Source organism: Streptomyces sp. FIT100 (assembly GCF_024584805.1).
Taxonomy (GTDB): domain Bacteria; phylum Actinomycetota; class Actinomycetes; order Streptomycetales; family Streptomycetaceae; genus Streptomyces.
This window is the reverse complement of record NZ_CP075715.1, coordinates 5142608-5166076: the sequence shown is the minus strand read 5'-3', so window position 1 is coordinate 5166076 and position 23469 is coordinate 5142608. Positions and strand designations below refer to the sequence as shown.

General features: G+C 71.8%; 16 protein-coding genes. 11 read left to right on the top strand and 5 right to left on the bottom strand.

Features of this window, described 5'->3' with window-relative positions; all coding sequences use genetic code 11:
• Positions 1-254: 254 nt before the first annotated feature.
• Complete coding sequence (locus tag KK483_RS23365) at positions 255-1787, bottom strand: ricin-type beta-trefoil lectin domain protein (protein ID WP_262007179.1); 1533 nt, start codon at positions 1785-1787, stop codon at positions 255-257.
• Positions 1788-1891: 104 nt separating this feature from the next.
• Between KK483_RS23365 and KK483_RS23360 the strand changes: the two genes are divergently transcribed.
• The 4 genes from KK483_RS23360 (at position 1892) to KK483_RS23345 (ending at position 8057) form a co-directional block, all read left to right on the top strand.
• Positions 1892-3307, top strand: a complete 1416-nt coding sequence (locus tag KK483_RS23360; protein WP_262007177.1) for an aspartate ammonia-lyase — start codon at positions 1892-1894, stop codon at positions 3305-3307.
• 45 nt (positions 3308-3352) lie between these two features.
• A complete protein-coding gene (locus KK483_RS23355; protein ID WP_262007176.1) occupies positions 3353-4027 on the top strand; it encodes a DUF402 domain-containing protein in 675 nt (224 codons plus the stop codon).
• A 491-nt stretch (positions 4028-4518) separates the two neighbouring features.
• Positions 4519-6477, top strand: a complete 1959-nt coding sequence (locus KK483_RS23350) for a SpoIIE family protein phosphatase (RefSeq protein WP_262007175.1) — start codon at positions 4519-4521, stop codon at positions 6475-6477.
• 116 nt (positions 6478-6593) lie between these two features.
• Positions 6594-8057 (top strand): catalase, encoded by a 1464-nt coding sequence (locus KK483_RS23345; protein ID WP_262007174.1) that lies wholly within the window; start codon positions 6594-6596, stop codon positions 8055-8057.
• 73 nt (positions 8058-8130) lie between these two features.
• Here KK483_RS23345 and KK483_RS23340 read toward each other — a convergent pair whose 3' ends face one another.
• A complete protein-coding gene (locus KK483_RS23340; RefSeq protein WP_262007173.1) occupies positions 8131-10428 on the bottom strand; it encodes a transglycosylase domain-containing protein in 2298 nt (765 codons plus the stop codon).
• A gap of 216 nt (positions 10429-10644) precedes the next feature.
• On the opposite strand from KK483_RS23340, the gene KK483_RS23335 reads away from it, so the two are divergent.
• The 5 genes from KK483_RS23335 to KK483_RS23315 all read left to right on the top strand — a co-directional run bounded on the left by KK483_RS23335 (position 10645) and on the right by KK483_RS23315 (position 15387).
• On the top strand, positions 10645-11562 hold the full coding sequence (locus KK483_RS23335; protein WP_262007172.1) for an SPFH domain-containing protein: 918 nt from the start codon (positions 10645-10647) through the stop codon (positions 11560-11562).
• Positions 11559-11786, top strand: a complete 228-nt coding sequence (locus KK483_RS23330; RefSeq protein WP_262007171.1) for a hypothetical protein — start codon at positions 11559-11561, stop codon at positions 11784-11786. Before KK483_RS23335 ends, KK483_RS23330 begins: the two co-directional genes overlap by 4 nt.
• A gap of 69 nt (positions 11787-11855) precedes the next feature.
• The gene (locus KK483_RS23325; RefSeq protein WP_262007170.1) at positions 11856-12380 is read left to right on the top strand and encodes a PadR family transcriptional regulator; all 525 of its coding nucleotides are present in this window, start codon (positions 11856-11858) and stop codon (positions 12378-12380) included.
• Entirely contained in the window at positions 12377-13063 is a 687-nt protein-coding gene (locus tag KK483_RS23320) for an ABC transporter ATP-binding protein (protein ID WP_262007169.1), read from the top strand. The genes KK483_RS23325 and KK483_RS23320 overlap by 4 nt, the downstream gene beginning before the upstream one ends.
• A complete protein-coding gene (locus tag KK483_RS23315) occupies positions 13060-15387 on the top strand; it encodes an FtsX-like permease family protein (protein ID WP_262007168.1) in 2328 nt (775 codons plus the stop codon). The genes KK483_RS23320 and KK483_RS23315 overlap by 4 nt, the downstream gene beginning before the upstream one ends.
• A gap of 1018 nt (positions 15388-16405) precedes the next feature.
• Here KK483_RS23315 and KK483_RS23310 read toward each other — a convergent pair.
• Positions 16406-17383 carry a hydrogen peroxide-inducible genes activator gene (locus tag KK483_RS23310; RefSeq protein WP_399014624.1) on the bottom strand — a complete coding sequence of 326 codons (978 nt, stop codon included), beginning with the start codon at positions 17381-17383 and terminating at the stop codon, positions 16406-16408.
• Positions 17384-17523: 140 nt separating this feature from the next.
• Between KK483_RS23310 and KK483_RS23305 the strand changes: the two genes are divergently transcribed.
• Both KK483_RS23305 and KK483_RS23300 read left to right on the top strand, forming a co-directional pair.
• The gene (locus KK483_RS23305; protein WP_262007166.1) at positions 17524-18078 is read left to right on the top strand and encodes a peroxiredoxin; all 555 of its coding nucleotides are present in this window, start codon (positions 17524-17526) and stop codon (positions 18076-18078) included.
• 2 nt (positions 18079-18080) lie between these two features.
• Entirely contained in the window at positions 18081-18614 is a 534-nt protein-coding gene (locus tag KK483_RS23300; RefSeq protein WP_262007165.1) for an alkyl hydroperoxide reductase, read from the top strand.
• Positions 18615-18683: 69 nt separating this feature from the next.
• On the opposite strand, the gene KK483_RS23295 is transcribed toward KK483_RS23300, so the two are convergent.
• Positions 18684-20006, bottom strand: a complete 1323-nt coding sequence (locus tag KK483_RS23295; RefSeq protein ID WP_262007164.1) for a hypothetical protein — start codon at positions 20004-20006, stop codon at positions 18684-18686.
• A 15-nt stretch (positions 20007-20021) separates the two neighbouring features.
• Positions 20022-23375 carry a PQQ-binding-like beta-propeller repeat protein gene (locus KK483_RS23290; protein ID WP_262007163.1) on the bottom strand — a complete coding sequence of 1118 codons (3354 nt, stop codon included), beginning with the start codon at positions 23373-23375 and terminating at the stop codon, positions 20022-20024.
• Positions 23376-23469 lie beyond the last annotated feature (94 nt).

Genomic DNA, 23469 nt, shown 5'->3' with positions numbered 1-23469 from the left:
CAATGCGAGGCCGGCAGAAAAAGGGGGCCAGGATCCGGCACCGGCGCCGACGTTCACCACGATCCCCGTGCGCGGACCCGGACTCGCGTAACAGGGCCCCGGGAGGCCACCCACCCACCGGACACAGACCGGCACGCCGACCGAAGCCTGTGAGGCCGGCAGCAACAGGGGGCACGGTCCCGGTGCGGGGGTCGGGACCGGCGTAGCGGGGTCCGGGAGGCGAGCCTCCCGGACCCCCGGCCGGGACGGCGGTGCTACGCGAAGCGCTGGCTCGCAGAGCCGTCGCACGCCTGGAGCCGCAGGGGCTGCCTCGCCGCGGCCTGGGTCAGGCACAGACCCGTCGCGGACGCCGGGCGCAGCGTGCCGGACTGCCGGACGAACTGCTGGTTGGCCGCGCCGTGGCAGTTCCACACGACGAGCGCCGCGCCGGCGCGGTAGTCGCCGCGGGGGACGTCGAGGCAGCGGTCCTGGGTGAGTTCGGTGTGCACGGAGCGGCGCTCGGGGTCGTACCACCAGCCCTGGTTGCGGCCGCCGTGGCAGTCCCAGCCCAGCACCGCGGTCCCGTTGCGGGTGACGGCCGAGTCGACGTCGACGCAGTTGCCCGTCGACTCGTTCCTCAGCGGCTTGTACGCGTCGTCCCAGGCGAAGGGGTACAGCACGGGCTTGCCCGTGGACGCGGGATCGGCGCAACTCGCCTCGCTCAGCCCGGAGTCGTGGAGCTGGGTGAGGCAGGAGGCGAAGGCGGCGTGGCCCCGCGCGTTCGGGTGGAAGGACTGGCGGACGGAGTTGGAGTCGGGCGGGAAGGGGTTGGAGAGCTCGATCCACAGCCCGCGCGCCCAGGCGTCCTCCATGCACACCTCGTGGCCGTGGAAGAGCCGCGAGTTGTCGAGGTAGACCGCGCCCGTCGACCTGGCGACGCGCCGCATGCCGCGCTCGAAGGCGGGGACGGCGGTGTTGCGGCCCCAGACGGTGTCCGAGTCGTAGCCCGTGCCGCCGCAGATCAGCTTGCCCGGGAAACCGGGGTTGTCGGGGAAGTCCGGGCCGATGGGGCTCGGGTAGCCCATCACGACGAGCCTGTAGTCGCCGTCGGCGTATCCGGCGCCGCGCATGACCGTCCGCAGGTCGCGCACGGTCTGCTCGACCTTGGGCACGAGCGCGTCGACACGGGCCTGCCAGCCGCCCGCGTAGACCGGCGCGCACGGGCCCTGGATCAGGAACCAGCGGGTGACGCAGTCGGTCATCACGGGGCCGAACTGGAGGTCGTCGTTGGCCCCGGCCACCAGGAGCACCATCTCGATCCTGGTGTTGCGGGCCTTGATGGCGAGGCTGTCGCTCTGGACCAGTTCGTCGGCGTACTGCTTGGAGCCGCCGATGCGGATGTTTCCGCTGTACGCGCCCGAGCAGGAGACGTTGTACGTCACGTCGGCGCCGATGCCGGTGCGGTGGATGGCGGCGTCGGGCGAGCGGTGGCACCAGTTGTCCGGGCCGTCCGTCCCGGGTTCGTACGTGCCCACGCCCTCGCCGGAGATCTCGCTGTCGCCGAGCGAGATCAGGCCGGTCCTGCGCTGGTCGAACGGCCGCTCGGCGGGGTCGCCGTAGAGGGCCGTCGCCTCGGCGGCGCGGATCCGCTCCAGCTCCGGCGGAAGGGGTACCGACGATACGGATGCGGCCGAGCGTGCCGTGTCCTGCGCCCGCTCGGGGGTGGTGGCTGCCATGGTGCCGAGAGTCGCCGCCAGGGCCGCGGCTGCCGCGACCGTGCGGCGGAGTCTTCGTCCAGTGCGCCTCATTGCGCCTCCCCGGTGTCGTGTTACCGACGGTTTTTACTGGCAGGTAGCGCAAGGGGGAATACACAGAACAAGACAAGTGCTCACCTTTTTCAGGAGGTTCGGAGATGTCCGATACGCACGACAACGCGGGCGACCAGCGGGATTACCGGGTCGAGCACGACTCCATGGGCGAGGTGAGGGTGCCGGCACACGCCAAATGGCGCGCCCAGACCCAGCGGGCCGTGGAGAACTTCCCCATCTCGGGCACACGGCTGGAACGCGCCCATATCGAGGCCCTCGCCCGGATCAAGGCGGCCGCCGCCAAGGTCAACGCGGAGCTGGGGGTGCTCGACGAGGACGTCGCGACGGCGATCCAGGAGGCGGCGGCCGAGGTCGCCGACGGCCGCTGGGACGAGCACTTCCCGGTCGACGTCTTCCAGACCGGCTCCGGCACGTCCTCCAACATGAACGCGAACGAGGTCCTGGCGACGCTGGCGAGCGAGCGGCTCGGCCGCCCCGTCCACCCCAACGACCACGTCAACGCCTCGCAGTCGTCCAACGACGTCTTCCCCTCGTCGATCCACATCGCCGCGACCGCCGCCGTGACCAGGGACCTGATCCCGTCCCTTGAGCATCTGGCCGCCGCGCTGCAGCGCAAGGAGGCCGAGTTCGCGGGCGTCGTCAAGTCGGGGCGTACGCACCTGATGGACGCGACGCCCGTCACCCTGGGCCAGGAGTTCGGGGGGTACGCCGCGCAGGTCCGGTACGGGATCGAGCGGGTCCGGGCGTCCCTGCCCCGGCTGGCCGAACTGCCCCTCGGCGGCACCGCCGTCGGCACCGGCATCAACACCCCGCCCGGCTTCTCCGCCGCCGTCATCGCCGAGGTCGCGGGGACCACGGGGCTGCCGCTCACCGAGGCGCGCGACCACTTCGAGGCGCAGGGCGCGCGTGACGGCCTCGTGGAGACGTCGGGCCAGCTCCGCACGATCGCGGTCTCCCTCACCAAGATCGCGAACGATCTGCGCTGGATGGCGAGCGGTCCGCGCACCGGCCTCGCCGAGATCAGCCTGCCCGACCTCCAGCCCGGCTCCTCGATCATGCCCGGGAAGGTCAACCCGGTCGTCCCCGAGGCGGTGCTGATGGTGGCGGCGCAGGTGACCGGCAACGACACGACGGTCGCCGTGGCCGGAGCCGCCGGCAACTTCGAGCTGAACGTGATGCTGCCCGTCATGGCCCGGAACCTGCTGGAGTCCGTACGCCTGCTCGCGGCCGCGTCCCGGCTGCTCGCGGACCGCACGGTCGACGGCATCACCGCCGACGCGGAACGGGCCCGCGAGTACGCCGAGTCCTCACCGTCGGTCGTCACCCCGCTGAACAAGTACATCGGGTACGAGGAGGCGGCCAAGGTCGCCAAGAAGTCGCTCGCGGAGCGCAGGACGATCCGCGAGGTGGTGCTGGAGTCGGGCTATGTGGAGCGCGGGGACCTGACCCTGGAGCAGCTCGACGAAGCGCTGGACGTGCTGCGTATGACCCGTCCGTGACCTGCGCCGCAGCGCCCCGCCCGGGAGCGCCTCTAAGATCTGCTCATGACAGGATCGGCGGCTGTCCCGCAATCACGGCGCTGGGCGCCGGGGGATCACATCCTCTGGCGCTACCGCGGCAACGCCTCGGGCGATGTGCACATCTGCCGGCCCGTGACCGTCGTCGAGGACAGTGCCGAACTTCTGGCCGTCTGGATGGCGCCGGGCACCGAGTGCGTGAAGCCGGTGCTGGCCGACGGCACGCCGGTGCAGCAGGAGCCGCTCGCCACGCGCTACACCGCGCCGCGGACCACCGTGCGCGCACGCTGGTTCGGCACGGGCGTGCTGAAGCTGGCCAGGCCCGCCGAGCCGTGGTCGGTGTGGCTGTTCTGGGAGCCGGGCTGGCGGTTCAAGAACTGGTACGTGAACCTTGAGGAGCCGCGCGCCCGCTGGTCCGGCGGGGTCGATTCGCAGGACCACTTCCTCGACATCGCGGTGGGCCCGGACCGCAACTGGCGGTGGCTGGACGAGGACGAGTTCGCCGAGGCGCAGCGCGCCGGGCTGATGGACGCGGGGCAGGCGCGTCGGGTGCGGGAGGCCGGGGAGTCGGCCGTGCGGGTGATCCGTGCCTGGGGGGCGCCGTTCTCGGACGGCTGGGAGGACTGGCGGCCCGATCCGCGCTGGCCGGTCCCTGAGCTGCCCGCCGACTGGGACCGCACCCCGGTGCGCACCTCCGCATGACGACGCCGTGAGACCCTTGATGCGCCCCCCGGGTTCAAACGTAGGATCGTCCTCCGCAAGGTCGAGTCGTTTCAACGACCCGGCGCCGTACCGAAACTGACCGCAAGTCATCACGAGGGGGAGCAAACCGTGCTCGATGTGCGCCCGGATCTCCCTCAACTTGTCGATGCCATGCCCGGATTGGGTATGGGCTCTATCGACCGTCCAGGAGCGGCGCCGTCCCGGACCACTGGCGGAACCACCGTCCGCGGGCCCCGGGAGCCGCGGTGCGTGCGGATGCGCGGCCGCGATCGTCACCGCCCCAGGACGCGCACAGCGGCACCCGGGCCCGTCCGGCCGACCAGGCCGGCGAGACCGGCTGGGCGGACCCTGAGACCTGCCCGCCCGGTCGGACCGAGCATGCCGGTCATGCCAGGACCGGCAGGATCGGCAGGATCGGCAGGACAGGCCCTCGCCTCGCACCACCGGCCCGGACGGACGGAACCCCACGCGTGACGGAGCATCCCACCTCCCACGAAGGCCGGCAGCCGCTCGCTGCCCGGCCGCAGGAGCGCACCCGGCCACGGCAGGAGGCGGCTGCGCACGCCCCCAAGTCGGCGGCGGGCGGCGTGCCTGCCCAGCCGCCCGCACCGCCCGTGCCCCCGGCACCGCCCGTGCCCGCCGCGCCGGCCTCGCCGCCGGTCGCGGCGGCAGCGGGTGCGGCGCCCGCGGGTGCGCCGCAGGACCCCTCGGGGGTCGCACGCCGCGAGGGCGACCGGCTCCGCTTCGTGGGGGCCGCGACCAGACGTATCGCGCGCGGGATCGACCTGGACGAGATCGTGCTCGGGCTGTGCCGGGCCACCGTGCCGACGTTCTCGGACGCGATCCTCGTCTATCTGCGCGATCCGCTCCCGGTCGGCGACGAGCGGCCGGTCGCGCCGTTCGTGCTGCGGCTGCGCCGCACGGACCGGCTGCGTTTAACCGACGAGGACACCGACGGCGCGCTGCTGACCTCCGCGCAGATGCCGGTGCTCAGCGCGCAGGTCGACATGCCGGCCGCGGAGCTGTGCGAGGTGCAGGCGGGCAGCGCGCTCGCCGAGGTGCTGCGCGGGGTGCGGCCGGTCTTCGGCGACTCGGCCGCCGCCCGGGCCGCCCTGCCTGAGCTGCTCGGCGACGGCAAGACCGTACCGACCGGGCACCGGGCGATCCTCGCCCCGCTGCGGGGCCGCCGGCGTGTCATCGGTGCCGCGATCTTCCTGCGCCGCCCGGACCGGCCGGCCTTCGAGCCGAACGATCTGCTGGTGGCCGCCCAGCTGGCGACCCATACGGCGCTCGGTATCGACAAGGCGGTGCTGTACGGCCGCGAGGCGTACATCGCGGACGAGCTCCAGCGCACGATGCTCCCCGAGGGCCTGCCGCAGCCGACCGGTGTGCGGCTCGCCTCGCGCTATCTCCCGGCCGCGGAGACCGCCCGCGTCGGCGGCGACTGGTACGACGCGATCCCGCTGCCCGGCAGCCGGGTCGCGCTGGTCGTCGGCGACGTCATGGGCCACTCGATGACCTCGGCCGCGATCATGGGCCAGCTGCGGACGACCGCGCAGACCCTCGCGGGTCTGGACCTGCCGCCGCAGGAGGTGCTGCACCACCTGGACGAGCAGGCGCAGCGGCTGGGCACGGACCGCATGGCGACCTGCATGTACGCCGTGTACGACCCGGTCTCGCACCGGATCACGATCGCCAACGCCGGCCATCCCCCACCGATACTCCTGCATCTCGGCGGCCGCGCCGAGGTGCTGCGGGTGCCGCCGGGCGCGCCGATCGGCGTCGGCGGCGTCGACTTCGAGGCCGTCGAGCTGGACGCGCCCGCCGGGGCGACGCTGCTCCTCTACACCGACGGTCTGGTCGAGTCCCGGCTGCGGGACGTGTGGACCGGGATCGAGCAGCTGCGGGAGCGGCTCGCCGCGACCGCGCAGCTCACCGGTCCCGACCATTCGCCGCCGCTGGAGGCGCTCTGCGACGACGTCCTGGACATGCTCGGTCCGGGCGACCGGGACGACGACATCGCCCTGCTCGCGGCCCGTTTCGACGGGATCGCGCCGAGTGATGTCGCGTACTGGTTCCTGGAGCCGGAGGAGCAGGCCCCGGGCCGGGCCCGCCGGCTCGCCCGCCGGGCGCTGGCCCGCTGGGACCTGGAGGAGCTGTCCGATTCGGTGGAGCTGCTGATCAGCGAGGTGGTCACCAACGCCGTGCGGTACGCGGAGCGGCCGGTGACGCTGCGGCTGCTGCGCACCGACGTGCTGCGCTGCGAGGTCGGCGACGACTCTCCGCAACTGCCGCGGCAGCGCCGGGCGCGCGACACCGACGAGGGCGGACGCGGCCTGTTCCTGGTGAACCGGCTGGCCAGACGGTGGGGCGCGACCCGGCTGTCGACCGGCAAGGTGGTCTGGTTCGAGCTGCCCACCCACACGTAACCCGAACGGGGCCAAAACTGGACCGGGTCCAAAAGTTGCCGACTTCGCATGTGAGGAGTTGACTGGGGCACACGGCCGATGCGACCACATTCCCTTCGATGGATGGGAGGACGCTCGTGACCGAGTCACCCCCGAAGGCCCCGTACACGACGAACAACGCCGGGATCCCCGTGGAGAGCGACGAGCACTCGCTCACCGTGGGGTCGGACGGCCCGATCCTGCTCCAGGACCACTACCTGATCGAGAAGATGGCCCAGTTCAACCGGGAACGGGTCCCCGAGCGGGTGGTGCACGCGAAGGGTTCGGGTGCATACGGCTTCTTCGAAGTCACCAACGACGTCGGCCAGTTCACCAAGGCCGACCTCTTCCAGCGGGGCAAACGCACCGAGATGCTGGCCCGCTTCTCGACGGTCGCGGGTGAGCAGGGCTCCCCGGACACCTGGCGGGACCCCCGCGGATTCGCGCTCAAGTTCTACACCGAGCACGGCAACTACGATCTGGTGGGCAACAACACGCCGGTCTTCTTCGTCCGGGACACGATCAAGTTCCAGGACTTCATCCGGTCGCAGAAGCGCCACCCGGCCACCGGGCTGCGCAGCAACGACATGCAGTGGGACTTCTGGACTCTGTCCCCCGAGTCCGCACACCAGGTCACCTGGCTGATGGGCGACCGGGGCATCCCGAAGACGTACCGGCACATGAACGGCTACGGCTCGCACACGTACATGTGGATCAACGGCGCGGGCGAGCGGTTCTGGGTGAAGTACCACTTCAAGACCGACCAGGGCATCGACTTCCTCACCCAGGCCGAGGCCGACGAGCTGGCCGGTTCCGACGCGGACAAGCACCGGCGTGACCTGTACGAAGCGATCGAGTCCGGGAACGCACCGTCGTGGACCCTGAAGGTCCAGATCATGCCGTTCGAGGACGCGGCGGACTACCGGTTCAACCCGTTCGACCTGACCAAGGTGTGGCCGCACGGCGACTACCCGCTGATCGACGTCGGACGGATGGTGCTGGACCGGAATCCGGAGGACTACTTCATCCATATCGAGCAGGCCGCCTTCGAGCCGTCGAACATGGTGCCGGGCGTCGGCCCGTCACCGGACAAGATGCTGCTCGGCCGCCTCTTCTCGTACCCGGACACCCACCGCTACCGGATCGGGCCCAACTACACGCAGCTGCCGCCCAACCGGCCGCACGCGGCGGTGAACTCGTACGCCAAGGACGGCCCCATGCGGTACACGCCGTCGAACGCGTCGATGCCGTACGCACCGAACTCCTACGGCGGTCCGGCCGCCGACTTCGGGCGCTTCGGCGATCCCGCGGGCTGGGCCGCGGCCGGCGAGATGGTCCGCGAGGCGTACGAGCTGCACAGCGAGGACGACGACTGGGGCCAGCCGGGCACGATGGTCCGCAAGGTCCTGGACGACGCGGCCCGCGACCGGCTGGTGTCCAACGTCAGCGGTCACCTCAAGCAGGGAGTCAGCAGGCCGGTGCTGGACCGCGCGGTGCAGTACTGGCGCAACATCGACAAGGAGATCGGCGACCGGATCTCCAAGGAGGTCAACGGAGGCTGAACCGGACGCGCGAGAGGGGCCCGGCGCCGATGCGCCGGGCCCCTCTCCGCCTGTCGGGTCGCCACCGGCCCCCCTACGGCTTCACCGGACGCTCGCCGGTGGCGCCGTCCGTCGAGCCTTCCGTGGTGCTGCCGTCGGTTGTGTTCCCGTCCGTGGTGCTGCCGTCGGTCGTGTTCCCGTCCGTCGTACTGCCGTCGGTCGTATTGCCGTCCGTGGTGCCCTCGTCGGTGCCGGAGGAGTCACCGGGGCGAGTCGGCGGGGGGCCGGTCGGGGTGCCGTCCGGCGTCCGCGTCGGCTTGTCGTCCGGCTTGTCGGTCTTCGTCGGCTTGTCGTCCGGGCCCTTCGGCTTCTCGGTCCTGGTCGGCTCCTGCGTCGGGGTCTGCGTCGGCAGCTGCTGCACCGGTTCGAGGAGCTCCAGGTCGAACTTCGTGTCGGAGCCGCCGTCGAGGGCGCCGGTCGTGTACTGCTTCCAGATCTGCGCGGGGACGCCGCCGCCGTTGGCGCGGCCGGGGTTGACGGTGTCGGTCAGGGTGACCTGGCCGGAACCGTCCGCCTTCTCACCGAAGAGGCTGACCGCGGTGACGAGTTCGGGGGTGTAGCCCACGAACCAGGCCGAGCGGTTGTTCTCCGACGTACCGGTCTTGCCGGCCGCGTGGTAGTCGCCGAGCGCATTGCGGCCGGAGCCGTTCGCGACGACGCCCGTCATCGCCTGGGTCACCGTGTCGGCGGCCTCGCGGCTGATGACCTGGTCGCCGATCGGGTCGGGGATGTCGGGCTTGTCGTCCCGGTGCTCGGCGGACTTGACGATCGTCGGCGTCGTCTTCTTGCCGTGGTTGTCGAGGGTGGCGTACACACCGGCCATGTCCCAGGGCGAGGCGCCCATCGTGCCGAGCGACATCGCGGGCCGGTCCGCGGGCCAGCCCTTGCCGTCCTTCATCCCCAGGTCGAGCGCGGTCTGCTTCACCTTGGGCGGGCCCACGTCCACGATCATCTGGGCGTAGACCGAGTTGATCGAGCTGTTCGTGGCCTTCTGGACGGTGACCCGGCCGTAGTCCCGGTCGTCCTCGTTCTCCGGGTCGAAGGGGGTCTCGCTTCCCTCGACAGGGCGCTTGCTGGTGCCGTCGTAGATCGTGTTGAGACCGATCGTCTCACCGTCCTGGGTCTCCGAGCCGTTGTCCAGGGCGGTGGCGAGCACGACGGGCTTGAACGTCGAAGCGGGCTGGTAGTCGCGGCGGGTCGCGTTGGACAGCCAGTGTTCCGTCGCGCCGACACCGCCGTACAGGGCGACGACATGACCGGTCTTCGGGTCCACGGAGACGGCACCGGCCTGCACGGTCGCGTCGCGCTTGTCGCTCTTGCGGTCGAGCTTGGCCTCCAGCTGGTCGTCGACGGCCCGGGTCAGCTCCTTCTGCCGCTTCTCGTCGATGTTGAGCGTGATGGTCCAGCCGCCGGCCTTGATCCGGTCCTCACTGATGCCCTGGCGCTCCAGTTCGGCGTTGGCGGCCTCGACGAGGTAGCCCGTCTGGCCCTCCATGCCGGGGGCGGCCTTCGGGGCCTTGGGGACGGGGAACTTGAGGCCGGCGCGGGTGGAGGCGTCCAGCCAGTTCTCGCCGACCATGTTGTTCAGGACGTAGGTCCAGCGCTCGGTGACGAGCTTCTTGCCGGTGTCGGTCGCGACCGCCCAGTCGTACTGGCTCGGGGCCTGGAGCAGCGCGGCGAGGTAGGCGCCCTCCGCGACGGTCAGGTCCTTGGCGTCCTTGCGGTAGTACGCCTGGGCGGCGGCCTGGATGCCGTAGGCACCGCGCCCGTAGTAGCTGGTGTTGATGTACCCGGCGAGGATCTCGTTCTTGCTCTTCTCCCGGTCCACCTTGAGGGAGATGACCAGTTCCTTGAGCTTGCGGCTGACCGTCTGGTCCTGGTTCAGGTAGTAGTTCTTGACGTACTGCTGGGTGATGGTCGAACCACCCTGCTTGCCCTTGCCGGTGACGGTGTTGAGCAGACCGCGGGCGGTGCCCTTCAGGTCGACGCCGGCGTCCTGGAAGAAGGTCTTGTTCTCGGCCGCGACGAACGTCATCTGGACGTCCTTCGGGATCTTCTCCAGCCCGACGATCTCCCGGTTGACCGTGCCGGTGCGGGTGAGGATCTTGCCGTCCTCGTACTTGTAGACGTTGCTCTGCATCTCTGCCTGGGCGTTGGCCTCGGGCACCGGCACGAGCAGATACGCCACGACGAACGCGCCCATGCCGAGCAGGCACAGAACGAAGAACGAGCCCAGCAGCTTCTTCCAGGTGAAGAAGCGCCGTATGCCTCCCGCTTTGTTCGCCCGGCGCGCACCGCGCTGCCGGGCTCGTCGCGCTTCCGCTCGGCCCATCGCTCCGTCGCTCCGCTCTTCGTACATCGCTCGTCGTCGATCAGATCAGCTCAGAAAGCTAACACCGTTCGTCGGGACAAACGGCAACCGATCAGCTCTTTTCCGGACGTGAGAATCAGCACCCACCTCTAGGGAACCGACTCACGAGGAGTGGACAAGGTTGCGAATTGCGATAATGTGTAATCACATTGCTAGCTCACGGAACGGGGGACCACCATGTCCGACACCAGTGCATCTCCACAGGACAACGGGCAGGTAAGGGAGTTCGCGGCGCACAGCATCGGCGGCGGCCTCGCGCTGCTGCTGGGCCTCGCCGGGGTCGCGGCCGGAGTGCTGCTGATCGTGACCGGCGCCACAGCGGAGTCGGCGGGCGCGAAGGCGGGGCTCATCATCGGCGGCATCGTGCTCGCGATCACCGCGGTCTTCGCGATGTGCGGGCTGAACATGGTGGCGCCGGGCGAGGCCCGCGTGGTCCAGCTCTTCGGGCGCTACCGGGGCACGATCCGCACCGACGGGCTGCGCTGGGTGAACCCGCTGACCTCGCGCATGAAGATCTCCACCCGGGTGCGGAACCACGAGACGGCGGTCCTGAAGGTCAACGACGCGTACGGCAACCCGATCGAGCTCGCCGCGGTCGTGGTCTGGAAGGTCGAGGACACCGCGCAGGCGACGTTCGAGGTGGACGACTTCGTGGAGTTCGTCTCCACCCAGACCGAGGCCGCCGTGCGGCACATCGCGATCGAGTACCCGTACGACTCCCACGACGAGGACGGGCTGTCGCTGCGCGAGAACGCGGAGGAGATCACCGAGAAGCTGGCGGCCGAGCTCCACGCGCGGGTGGCCGCTGCGGGCGTCCGCATCATCGAGTCCCGCTTCACCCACCTCGCCTACGCCCCGGAGATCGCCTCCGCGATGCTCCAGCGCCAGCAGGCCGGCGCCGTGGTCGCGGCGCGCCGGCAGATCGTGGACGGCGCGGTCGGCATGGTCGAGGCGGCGCTGGCCCGGATCGGGGAGCAGGGCCTCGTGGAGCTGGACGAGGAACGCAAGGCGGCGATGGTGTCGAACCTGATGGTGGTGTTGTGCGGCGACCGCGCGGCCCAGCCGGTCCTCAACACGGGCACGCTCTACCAGTGACACCCCCTCCCCCGCCGCCCGAGCGCAAGCAGGTGCTGCTGCGACTGGACCCCGCCGTCCACGAGGCGCTGGCCCGCTGGGCCTCCGACGAACTGCGCAGCGCGAACGCCCAGATCGAGTTCCTGCTCCGCCGTGCGCTGGCCGAGGCGGGCCGGCTGCCGGCCTCGACCCGCCCGATCCCCCGCCGGGGGCGGCCCCCGAAGGAACCGCCGGACCCTCGGTGATCCGGCGGGACCTTCACTCAGCACCGTGGGTATACATCGCATGTATACCCACGGTGTACAGTCTTCGGTATGTCCATCGGTCACACACTCCTCGGACTCCTGGAGTCCGGCCCCCGGCACGGCTACGACCTCAAGCGCGCCTTCGACGAGAAGTTCGGCCACGACCGGCCACTCGCCTACGGCCAGGTCTACTCGACCATGTCCCGCCTGCTGAAGAACGGCCTCGTCGAGGTCGACGGCATCGAGCCCGGCGGCGGCCCCGAGCGCAAGCGGTACGCGATCACCGAGGCCGGCGTCACCGACGTCGCCCGGTGGCTGGGCACGCCCGAGAAGCCGGAGCCGTACCTCCAGTCGACCCTCTACACCAAGGTCGTCCTCGCCCTGCTCACCGGGCGCGGCGCCGCCGAGCTGCTCGACACCCAGCGCTCGGAGCATCTGCGGCTGATGCGCATCCTCACCGACCGCAAGCGCCGCGGCGACCTCGCCGACCAGCTCATATGCGACCACGCGCTCTTCCACCTCGAAGCCGACCTGCGCTGGCTGGAACTGACCGCGGCCCGGCTCGACGCGCTCGCGAAGGAGGTCGTCAAGTGACCCCCGCCGGTTCCCTGCTCACCGCCGACGGCCTCCACAAGGCGTACGGACCCACCAAGGCCCTCGACGGGGCCGATTTCTCCATCCACCCTGGCGAGGTCGTCGCCGTCATGGGCCCGTCCGGCTCCGGCAAGTCGACGCTGCTGCACTGCCTCGCCGGGATCGTCACCCCCGACTCGGGCACCATCACCTACGGCGGCCGTGAGCTCTCGGCGATGAACGACGCCGAGCGCAGCGCCCTGCGCCGCGGCGAGTTCGGCTTCGTCTTCCAGTTCGGCCAGCTCGTGCCCGAACTGACCTGCGTCGAGAACGTCGCCCTGCCGCTCCGCCTGAACGGCACACGGCGCAAGGACGCCGAGCGCACCGCCCTGGAGTGGATGCGGCGCCTGGAGGTCGACCAGCTCGCGGCCAAGCGGCCCGGCGAGGTCTCCGGCGGACAGGGCCAGCGCGTCGCGGTCGCCCGCTCCCTCGTCACCGGCCCGCGCGTGCTCTTCGCCGACGAACCGACCGGCGCGCTCGACTCGTTCAACGGCGAGCGCGTGATGCAGCTGCTCACCGAGGCCGCCCGGTCCACCAACGCCGCCGTCGTCCTCGTCACCCACGAGGCCCGCGTCGCCGCGTACTCGGACCGCGAGATCGTCGTGCGCGACGGGAAGTCCCGGGACATGGAGCGCGCCCTGTGACCGCTCGTACCTGGATCCGCGATCTCCTCATGGGCGCCAGGTTCGCGGTGAGCGGCGGCCGTGAGGGCTGGACCCGTACGCTCCTCACGGGCGTCGGGGTCGGCCTGGGCGTGGCGCTGCTGCTCGTCACGACCGCGATCCCGAGCGCGCTCGCCGCGCGCGACGCCCGCGGGGACGCACGGAGCACGCACACCGCGCCCACCGCCGAGAAGCCCGGGCGCGACACCCTGCTCATCGACCTGGCCGACACGCAGTTCCGCGACAAGGAGATCTACGGCCGACGGGTCCTGCCCGAGGGCCCTGACGCACCGGTCCCGCCGGGCCTGTCCCGCTTCCCCGCCCCCGGCGAGATGGCCGTCTCGCCCGCGCTCGACGCCCTGCTGAAGTCCCCGGCAGGCGCCCTGCTGCGCGAGCGCCTGCCGGGGAAGGTCACCGCGATCATCGGCGACGAGGGGCTGGTCGGCCCCCGCGAACTCGCCTATTACGAGACCAACGAGGCCCTCAAGGGCAGCGGAACGACACCGCGGATCACCGGCTTCGACAACTCCGCGAAGCCGGAGGCCCTCGACCCCGTACTCACCCTCCTCATCGTGCTGGTCTTCGTGGCCCTGCTGATGCCCGTCGCCGTCTTCATCGCGGCCGCCGTCCGCTTCGGCGGCGAGCGCCGCGACCGGCGGCTGGCGGCGCTGCGGCTGGTCGGCGCCGACGGCCGGATGGTGCGGCGCATCGCGGCGGGCGAGGCCCTGGCCGGTTCCACGGCCGGGCTGGTGCTGGGCGCCGGGTTCTTCCTGGCGGCGCGCGAGCTGGCCGCCGGGGTCGATCTGTACCGCCTGAGCGTCTTCCCCGGTGATCTCGCCCCGACGCCGTGGCTGGCCGTGCTCGTCGCCCTCGCCGTGCCGGCCGCGGCGGTCGGCGTGACGCTGTTCGCGCTGCGCGGCGTGGTGATCGAGCCGCTCGGTGTCGTCCGTACGGCGAGGCCCGCGCGGCGCCGGATCTGGTGGCGGCTGCTGGTGCCGCTCGCCGGACTCGCCGCGCTCTTCCCGATGATCGGGCAGGGCAGGAACGCGGGCGAGTTCAGCCAGTGGCGGGTGATCAGCGGTGTCGTCCTCATCCTGGTCGGCATCACGGCGCTGCTGCCGTGGCTGGTCGAGACGGTCGTCGCCCGGCTCGGCGGCGGCTCGGTCTCCTGGCAACTGGCCGCCCGACGGCTCCAGTTGAGCAGCGGAGCCGCGGCCCGGCTGGTCAACGGCATCGCCGTGGCGGTGGCCGGGGCGATCGCGCTGCAGATGCTGTTCTCGGGCGTGGAAGGGGACTACACCAGGGTGACCGGGCAGGACCCGGCCCGGGCGTCGTTCTCCGCGATCATCCCGGGCGGCAGCGCGTCCGCCGGACGGGCCGAGGCGATCGCCCGGCAGATCGGCGCGGCCAAGGGTGTCGCCAGGACGACAATGCTGGCGATGACCGACGTCGCCGCCGAGGCGCCCGACCCCGGCAAGGCGACCACGCTCACCATCGGCAGCTGCGCCGCCCTTCGCGAGGTCGCACACCTGCCCTCCTGCACCGACGGCGACACCTTCGTCCTGCGCGGCGGATACGACGACGCCGGCACGCAGGCGATCGCGAAGCCCGGCCGGAAGCTGTACACCGGCAACATCTACAACGACGGCGGCTCGGCGGCGGTCGCGTGGACCCTGCCCGCGAACGCCAAGGAGGCCGAGAGCCGCCCCGACCCCAGCGGTACGGAGCGCAGCGGCATCCTCGCCACGCCGGGCGCGGCGCCCAAGGGCCTCGGCACGAACCGGTTCGCGTCGATCTACGTCCAGACCGACCCGTCCGTGCCGGACGCGATCGAGCACGCGCGTACGGCCGTGGTCCGCGCCGACCCGCTGCTGACCGTGGCCCAGCTCCGGTCGTCCGAGCAGTCCGGACGCTTCGCGTCGATCCGTACCGGGCTGTTCGTCGGAGCGACGTGCGTGCTGCTGCTGATCGGTGCGAGTCTGCTCGTCTCGCAGCTGGAGCAGCTGCGAGAGCGCAAGAAGCTGCTCTCCGCCCTCGTCGCATTCGGCACGCGCCGCTCGACCCTGAGCCTGTCGGTGCTCTGGCAGACGGCCATCCCGATCGCCCTCGGCCTGGCCCTGTCCACGGCGGTCGGCCTGGGCCTGGGCGCGGTCCTGCTGAAGATGGCGGACGTTCCGGTGGGGGTCGACTGGGTGCCGGTCGCGGCGATGGCCGGGATCGGGGCAGGGGTGGTCCTGGTGGTGACCCTGCTGAGCCTCCCGCCGCTGTGGCGCCTGATGCGCCCGGAGGGTCTGCGTACGGAGTAACGCACCGCGGGGGTGCCGGCCGACCGAGCCGCCCGGCGCCCCGCCCGGCCCCCGGGGCAGACCCCCGGCGGGAGCCTGGGCAACCCCTCCCCCGGTGAGACCTGAGGCCGAGCCCCCGAAACCACGGGCCAGGAAAGCCCGTTGGCGAGCCCTGGGGCGAAGCCCCGCCAGGTCCGGGGCAGACCCCGGCGGGAGCCAGGGCAGATCCCGGCAGCGGCCTGGCACGGCCCGGCAGGTCTGAGGCAGAACCCCCGGAGCCAAAATCCGCGGCAGACACCTCCGCGGGGCCTGGGGCGAAGCCCCGAAACCACAGTCCACGGAAGTCCGTTGGCGGGCCCTGGGCGAAGCCCCCGCCAGGTCCGGAGCAGATCCCAGCAGCGGCCTGGAACGGCTCCGGCAGGTCTGGGGCAGACCTCCGGAACCAGGATTCGCGGCAGACACCTCGGCCGGGCCAGGGGCCGAGCCCCGAGAAGGCTGAGGTGAAGCCTTCAAAGCCAGGCCCCTGGCGGACCCCCGGCGGGATCCGAGGCAGACCCCGGCAGGGACCTGCGGAAGAGCCCGGAACCACGGGCCGCGGCAGACGCACCGGCGGGGGCTGGGGGCGAAGCCCCCGCCAGGTCCGGGCAGACCCCAGGCGGGAGCCGGGACAGACCCCAGAACGGGCCTGCTCCGGGCCCCGGCAGGGCTGGGGCAGGCCCCCGGAACCAGGATTCGCGGCAGACACCTCCGCGGGGCCAGGGACGAAGCCCCCGAAACCACAGGCTACGGAAGCCCGTTGGCGGGCCCGGGGCGAAGCCCTCGCCAGGTCCGGGCAGATCCCGGCAGGGCTGAGGGCGAAGCCCCCGCCGGGTCCGGGCAGACCCCAGGCGGGAGCCGGGACAGACCCCAGAACGGGCCTGCTCCGGGCCCCGGCAGGGCTGGGGCAGAGCCCCGGAACCGGAATCCGTGGCAGACGCCCCGGCGGGGGCTGGGGCGGAGCCCCGGGGCGGGAAAGGGCGGGGCGGGGGGAGCAGGCCCGTCAGCCTGCCAGCCGTACCGGCAAGCCCCGCAGCGCACCCCGTAGCGCCGATGCGAACTCCTCGAACTCGTCCTGGCGGGCCGCGCCCGCGCGCATGGCCAGGGCGACGCGGCGCACGGGGGCCGGGTCGGCGAAGTAGGCCGTCGTCAGGGCCGGATCGCGGCCCGTCTCGACCGCGACCGCCGTTCGCGGCAGCAGCGTCACCCCGAGCCCGCCCGCCACCAGCTGGACCAGCGTGGACAGGCCGGCCGCCGTCGTGGTGACCGGGGCGCCCTCCGTACGGCCCGCCTCGCGGCAGATGTCGAGGGCCTGGTCGCGCAGACAGTGCCCCTCGTCGAGCAGCAGCAGCGGGAGCTCCTTCAGCGCCTCGCGCGGAACGTCCTGGCGGTCCCCGAGCCAGTGCTCCTCCGGTGTGACGAGGACGAAGTCCTCGTCGAACAGCGGCAGTTCGGTCACCCCGGGCACCCCCAGCGGCACCGCGAGCAGCAGCAGGTCGAGCCGCCCCCCGGACAGCCCCTCCAGCAGGGAGGAGGTCTGCTCCTCGTGGACCTGGAGGTCGAGTTCGGGGTACCGCTCGTGGACCAGCCGCAGCACGCTCGGCAGCAGGTACGGCGCCACGGTCGGGATCACCCCCAGCCGCAGCACCCCGGTGAACGGCGCCCGCACCGCCTCGGCCTCCTCCATCAGCTCGCCCACCGCGTCGAGGACGGCCTTGGCCCGGACCGCGAGCCGTTCCCCGGCGGGCGACAGCAGCACCTTCCGCGTCGTACGCTCCAGCAGCTGGACACCCAGTGCCTCCTCCAGCGCCGACACGGCCCCGGAGAGCGCGGGCTGGCTCATCCCGATGGCGGCCGCGGCGTCCCGGAAGTGCAGATGCTCGGCCACGGCAGCGAAGGCGCGCAGCTGCGCCAGGCTGGGCTGTTTACCGGATTGCCGGCCGGTCTGCTTGCCCCGGGTCACCGTATTCACCGTATTCATCGCCGCCACTGATAACCACCTCCGATCACGGCGACCCATTCTAGCTATTTCCGCGATCAATGCACTCTGTGCCAGGGTGGAGCTCCGTCCAACCCCCAGGAAGCCCTCACGAGGGGTTTTCCGATGTGCAAGGAGAGCGCGTGCTCACTGTCGGTGACCAGTTCCCCACGTTCGAGCTGACCGCCTGCGTCTCGCTGGAGAGCGGCAAGGAGTTCGAGCAGATCACCCACAAGTCCTACGAGGGCAAGTGGAAGGTGGTCTTCGCGTGGCCCAAGGACTTCACCTTCGTCTGCCCCACCGAGATCGCCGCGTTCGGCAAGCTGAACGACGAGTTCGCCGACCGCGACGCCCAGATCCTCGGCTTCTCCGGCGACTCCGAGTTCGTCCACCACGCCTGGCGCAAGGACCACGACGACCTTCGTGACCTGCCCTTCCCGATGCTGGCCGACTCCAAGCACGAGCTCATGCGCGACCTCGGCATCGAGGGCGAGGACGGCTTCGCCCAGCGCGCCGTCTTCATCGTGGACCCGAACAACGAGATCCAGTTCACGATGGTGACCGCCGGCTCCGTCGGCCGTAACCCCAAGGAGGTCCTGCGGGTCCTCGACGCCCTGCAGACCGACGAGCTGTGCCCCTGCAACTGGACCAAGGGCGAGAACACCCTCGACGCGGTCAAGCTGCTGGCCGGTGAGTGAGCATGGCCCTCGATGAGCTGAAGTCCGCGCTGCCGGACTACGCCAAGGACCTGAAGCTGAACCTCGGTTCGGTGATCGGCAACAGCGAACTGCCGCAGCAGCAGCTGTGGGGCACGGTCCTCGCCTGCGCGATCGCCTCGCGCTCGCCGATCGTGCTGCGCGAGCTGGAGCCCGAGGCCAAGGCGAACCTCTCGGCCGAGGCGTACACCGCCGCCAAGTCCGCCGCAGCGATCATGGCGATGAACAACGTCTTCTACCGGACCCGGCACCTGCTGTCGGACCCGGAGTACGGGACGCTGCGCGCGGGCCTGCGGATGAACGTCATCGGCAACCCGGGCGTCGAGAAGACCGACTTCGAGCTGTGGTCGCTCGCGGTCTCCGCGATCAACGGCTGCGGCCAGTGCCTCGACTCGCACGAGCAGGTCCTGCGCAAGGCGGGCGTCGAGCGCGATGTCATCCAGGAAGCCTTCAAGATCGCTTCGGTGATCCAGGCGGTCGGCACGACGCTTGAGGCCGAGGCCGTTCTGGCCGGCTGACGACACGGCATCAGTGCGATGAGGGCGCCCCTGCACGGCAGGGGCGCCCTTCTCGTACGCGTACGCGCGTTACGGCGCGAGGAGATGACCCGCGGCCACGGCCGAGGCCACCGTCCCTCCGGCCACCACCGCGGAGGCGGCGAAGAGCGGAACGCGCAGGCTCCACGTACGCAGGGCCGCCGAACGCGAGACGCGGTCCAGCAGCGCGTCACGGCCGCGCAGCACGACCAGGCCGACACCGGTGAGCGTCAGCGCCATGCCGACGCCGAAGGCGGCGACCATCGCGAGGGCGCTGCCGACCTCGCCGGTCAGCAGACCCGTGAGCAGCACGAGGAACGCCGACGGGGAGGGCAGCAGCCCGCCCGATGCGCCGAGCAGCACGAGGCCGCGCCAGGTGAGCAGCGAGGGCGCGTCCGGGATGTGGTGACTGTGCCCGTGATCATGCCCGTGCCCGTTGCCATGACTGTGCCCGTGATGGTGATCACGGTGATGGTCGTGATCGCGGTCGTGGTCGTGATCGTGGCCGTGGTGACGACGGTCGTGGTGGTGATGGTGCTTGCGGTGGCGCAGGTGCCGCCGCAGCAGGCTCACGCCCACCCCCGCCACCACCAGCGCCGCGACCAGCTGCAACCACCCCGCCAGCGCCGCCATGTCCGGCGTGCTGTTCGCCGCCAGCCACCAGCCGACCGCCAGGGCCGCGACCGAGAGCGTGTGCATCACGGCGACGATCCCGCCGAGCCACACCGCGTCGCGCGGTCTGCCGTGGGCGCCCACGAGATACCCGGCCGCCAGCGACTTCCCGTGGCCCGGCGCGCACGCGTGCAGCGCGCCCACGGCCGCCGCCACCAGCAGCGCCACCGGCAGGGCGGCTCCGTGGTCGAGCAGCGACGTCAGGTCGGTGGTCCAGGACCACGTCCAGGCCGGGGACGCCGCTCCGTTCCCCGCCGCCGCCGGGCCGAGGCCCAGCGTCCGCGTCGGCTCCCCGGCCGTGTGCAGCCCGCCCTCGCCCGCGTCCGTCACCGACAGTGTGCGGTAGGCGGTGTTGACGTCCGTCAGCGCCGTGACCGTCAGCTCGATCCGGTCCACGTCCCGCGGGCAGACGAAGCGGAGCGTCAACCCCGCCGCCCGGTCGACCGGGCAGGCGCGGCCGTCCTGGCGTACGGCGATGTGCTCGCGCAGATAGCCCGCCGTGTCGCCGCCGGACTCCCTCTCCAGCACGGCGACATCGTCGCGTTGCGCGGACCAGGTTGCCTCGACCGAGGTGCCCGCCGCCTCGATCTTCACGACGGGCGGGGTTCCGAAGGGGTGCGCCTGCGCCGTCCCCGCGCTGCCGAAGAGCAGCGCGGGGACGGCGGCCAGCAGGAGCAGCACCCCGGTGCGCAGTGCTCGCACGGTGGTGCTTCCCCTCTACTTCCGGCGCGCGGCCAGCGCGTGGACCGTGCCGTCGTCCGTGAGGGCGAAGACCCAGTCACCGCTGACGGAGAGGGCCGAGGCCACCCCCGCGCCGAGGTTGTACGCGGCGGTCTGCCTGCCGGTCGCCCGGTCCAGGACGAGCAGCCGGCCGTCCCAGGTCCCGACGTACACCCGGTCCTTCGTCACCAGCGGGTGCATCGTCGGGGAACCGTCCCCGACCGAACAGCCCGCTGCGGCCCGCCACTTGTCGTCCAACGGGCTCTCGCCCGCAAGGTATCCGGCCTTGGTCTCCCACACCGGCTTCGACGGGTCGGCGGACGCCGTGTCGTAGGCGCGTACGACACCGTCACGGCCCGCGACATAGGCGGTGGTGCCCCACACGGCCGGGCCGGTGAGCGGGGCGCGCCCCGGCTCGCAGGTGCTGCCGCCGCCGAGCTTGGACTCCCAGACCACGGTGCCCGTCTTGGGGTCGTGACCGCGGGTGCCGTACGCCGTGTGCGTCACCAGCTGCGGTGCCTGGCCCGTGGCCGGGTCGGTGAGCGCCGGGGACGAGTGGCTGTCGATGTCGCCCGCGGTGTCCTTCACCCACAGCTGGGTGCAGGTCGCGAGGTCCATGGCGATGACGGTGTTGCTCGACATGGAGTGCAGGTACGCGGTGTTGGAGCCGGGCTCGCGCACGGCCGTGCTGTGCGCCTGGCCCCACGAGAAGGACGCCCCGAAGCCGCCGGGCAGCATCCCGCCGGTCTCGGCGTCGCGACAGCGGACCGTGTACGCATCCTGGTAGACGGCGACCTTCCGGTCGCCCCCGGTCAATGAGAAGACGCTGACCGGTCCGCCCGCACGTCCGTAGCGGCGCACGGTGTCCCCGTGGGTCTCCTCGCGGTCGATCGACTGCCAGGCGATACGGCCGGTGGCCGCGTCCAGGGCGTAGATCCGGCCGACGCCGGTCGTCAGATAGACCTTGCCGCCGTGGAGCGTCGGCGCCGACTCGGCGTCGCCGTCCAGGTACGTACGCCACAGCTCACGCCCGGAGGCGATGTCGTAGGCGAGCATCATGCTGTACGGCGAGTCGAAGGCGCGCGAGGAGACGATGAGCTTTCCGTCCGCGACCACCGAGCCGTTGAGGTTGAACTGCTCGCCGGTGTGGCGGGCCCACTTGAGGTCGAGCAGCGCGCCGGGCTCGTCGCCGCTCGCGGACCTGCCGGCCTCGTCGCCGCCCTGCCGCAGCCAGTCCTGACCGGTCCTCGGCCTGCCGAGCGCGGAGTCGTCCACGACCCGGAAGGTGTTCCTGACGACCGGGAACTTCACGCCCCGGGTGTCGTACGCGACCGATTCGGCGGTGTACGTGCCGGGCCGCAGCCCGTCCAGGGTGCCGCTCGCCCGGGTCCAAGCGCCGCGCGGCTCGGGGCAGGGCTCGGGCTTGCCGCCGGGCGGGGTGTAGCAGTTCTCGATGCCGGGCCTGGCGGCGCCCTTACCGAAGCGGACGTCCTCGCGCTCCACGACGTGTCCGCGGCTGTCGCGGACGGTCAGGGTCGCCTTGGCAGGCGTACGGCCGTCGTCCTCCGCGTAGACCTCGACGGGCACGCCGGCCCTGCGGCCGTGCACGCTGCCGTCCGCCGGGCTCACCAGTGCCGCGTCGTCGTCGATGTCGAACTGCCGGTGGATGCCGGTCACATGGCCGGTGTCCTCGTTGCGGTGCGTGCGCGGATCGTCGGTGATGCCGCCGAAGTCGAGGACCTTGTAGTCGGGGCGGGCGCCGTCGATGCCGTACGTGCCCTGGTTGTTGATCTCGACGGACCGCTGGAAGGCGCCACGGCGGAACTCCGCCTGCTGGTTGTGGCCGGCGGCGACCATCCGGACGTCGTACTTGGCGAGTTCGTCGATGGTGGGCTGCATACCCGCGCCCGGACCCCACTGGGTGAACAGCGAGCGGTGCGCGAAGACGAAGACCTGCTTGCCGACGGCGTGCCGGGCGAGGTCCTGGCGGAGCCACTCCAGCTGCGGCTTCAGCCCGCCGGCGTCGTAGTTGTCCTCCAGGACGACGATGTGGCGGCCGTTGCGGTCGAAGCTGTACCACTCGGGGCCGAGGTTGCGGCGGTAGTACTCCATGCTGCCGGCGTAGCCCTGGGAGGCCGCCGTGCCGCCGAAGTCGTGGTTGCCCATCACCGGGTAGAAGGGGTGGCCGAGGCGGCCCTCCTCCAGGCCCTTGCTGAACAGGTCGTAGCCGCCCTGGCGGCGCGGCTCGGCCGCGTAGTCCGTGACGGTGAGGTCGCCGGTGGCGATCTGCATCGTCGCGCCGTCGACCTCGGACATCGCCCGGACCTGGCCGGTCCACTGGGGCAGGATGCGGCGGGCCTCGTCGTCGGTGCGGTTGCCGACCTCGGGGTCGGAGTTCATGACCCACTTCTCGGTGGGGTCGGCGGCGTTGCGGTCGGGGACGAGCGCGAAGTCGACGCCCGTGCCGCCGGTTTCGGAGACCTTGCGGAAGAACTGCGGGACCCAGTCCTTGCGCAGGGCGGGCGTGTAGCCGTCGGGCGAGACGATGCTGACGAGGTCGGTCTCGCGCCGCGTCGGGTCGATCGCCAGCCGGTAGGAGCCGTCCGGGCCGGTCGTGGTCCACGCGGCGCCGTCGGTGACGTCGACGCCGGGCATGGGCCGCTCGCCGCGGTCCCGCTTTCCATTGCCGTTGGCGTCCTTGAAGACGGTGCCCTCGACGGTGGCGGTGGCGGCGGGCTCGGTGGCCTCGTCGGCCACGGCTGCCTGGGGTGCGAGGAAGGACAGGGCGAGGGCGCCCGCGGCCGCGGCCTGGAACCGCCGCGTGGAGCGGCGCAGGCGGCGGGCCGCGATCAGCAGTGCGGCGGCCGCCGCCGTGCCGAGCGCCACGGCGAGAACGGTGGTCCAGGGGAACGCCGGCGGCGCGTGGACGCCGTCGGCGTCGACGAGCGGGGTGGCCGCGGTGGCGTCGGCCGCCGTGCCGTCGAACTCGACGACGACCTGGGTCAGTCCGCCCTTGTCCATGAGCGGGCCGAGGTCGAGCGCGTCGACGTGGCAGCTCCAGGCCAGCTCGACGACGACGCCGCCGGGCACTCCGCCGTTGTCGCCGGGCACGCCCGAACCGGTCACCGGGCACCCGGCCCCGAGCAGCCCGGCCGCCCAGGCCCCGGCCTGCTCGGGGGTGACCACGTCGTGGTGCACGATGAGCCGGCCGCTGGTGACGTCGTCACCGGTCGCGACCACGAGTTCGGCGTGCTCGCGCGAGACGTGCGCGAACGCGGGCTGGGCGCCGATGCCCAGCACGAGGAACAGCAGCGCGAGGGTGAGCCCGGCTGCTGTGCGTATGTGTGTCATGGGGCGGACGCTAGGCATCCGACCGTCCGGTTACCGGTCGGTAGTGCCCGGATGTCATCAAACCGACCGCGAGCGTTCAGCGTTCACTCGTTCG

Excerpts from the sequence above, each read along its gene's own strand:
- KK483_RS23365 (WP_262007179.1), bottom strand. The coding sequence starts at position 1,787 with ATGAGGCGCACTGGACGAAGACTCCGCCGCACGGTCGCGGCAGCCGCG.
- KK483_RS23360 (WP_262007177.1), top strand. The coding sequence starts at position 1,892 with ATGTCCGATACGCACGACAACGCGGGCGACCAGCGGGATTACCGGGTC.
- KK483_RS23355 (WP_262007176.1), top strand. The coding sequence starts at position 3,353 with ATGACAGGATCGGCGGCTGTCCCGCAATCACGGCGCTGGGCGCCGGGG.
- KK483_RS23340 (WP_262007173.1), bottom strand. The coding sequence starts at position 10,428 with ATGGGCCGAGCGGAAGCGCGACGAGCCCGGCAGCGCGGTGCGCGCCGG.
- KK483_RS23335 (WP_262007172.1), top strand. The coding sequence starts at position 10,645 with ATGTCCGACACCAGTGCATCTCCACAGGACAACGGGCAGGTAAGGGAG.
- KK483_RS23325 (WP_262007170.1), top strand. The coding sequence starts at position 11,856 with ATGTCCATCGGTCACACACTCCTCGGACTCCTGGAGTCCGGCCCCCGG.
- KK483_RS23310 (WP_399014624.1), bottom strand. The coding sequence starts at position 17,383 with ATGAATACGGTGAATACGGTGACCCGGGGCAAGCAGACCGGCCGGCAA.
- KK483_RS23300 (WP_262007165.1), top strand. The coding sequence starts at position 18,081 with ATGGCCCTCGATGAGCTGAAGTCCGCGCTGCCGGACTACGCCAAGGAC.
- KK483_RS23290 (WP_262007163.1), bottom strand. The coding sequence starts at position 23,375 with ATGACACACATACGCACAGCAGCCGGGCTCACCCTCGCGCTGCTGTTC.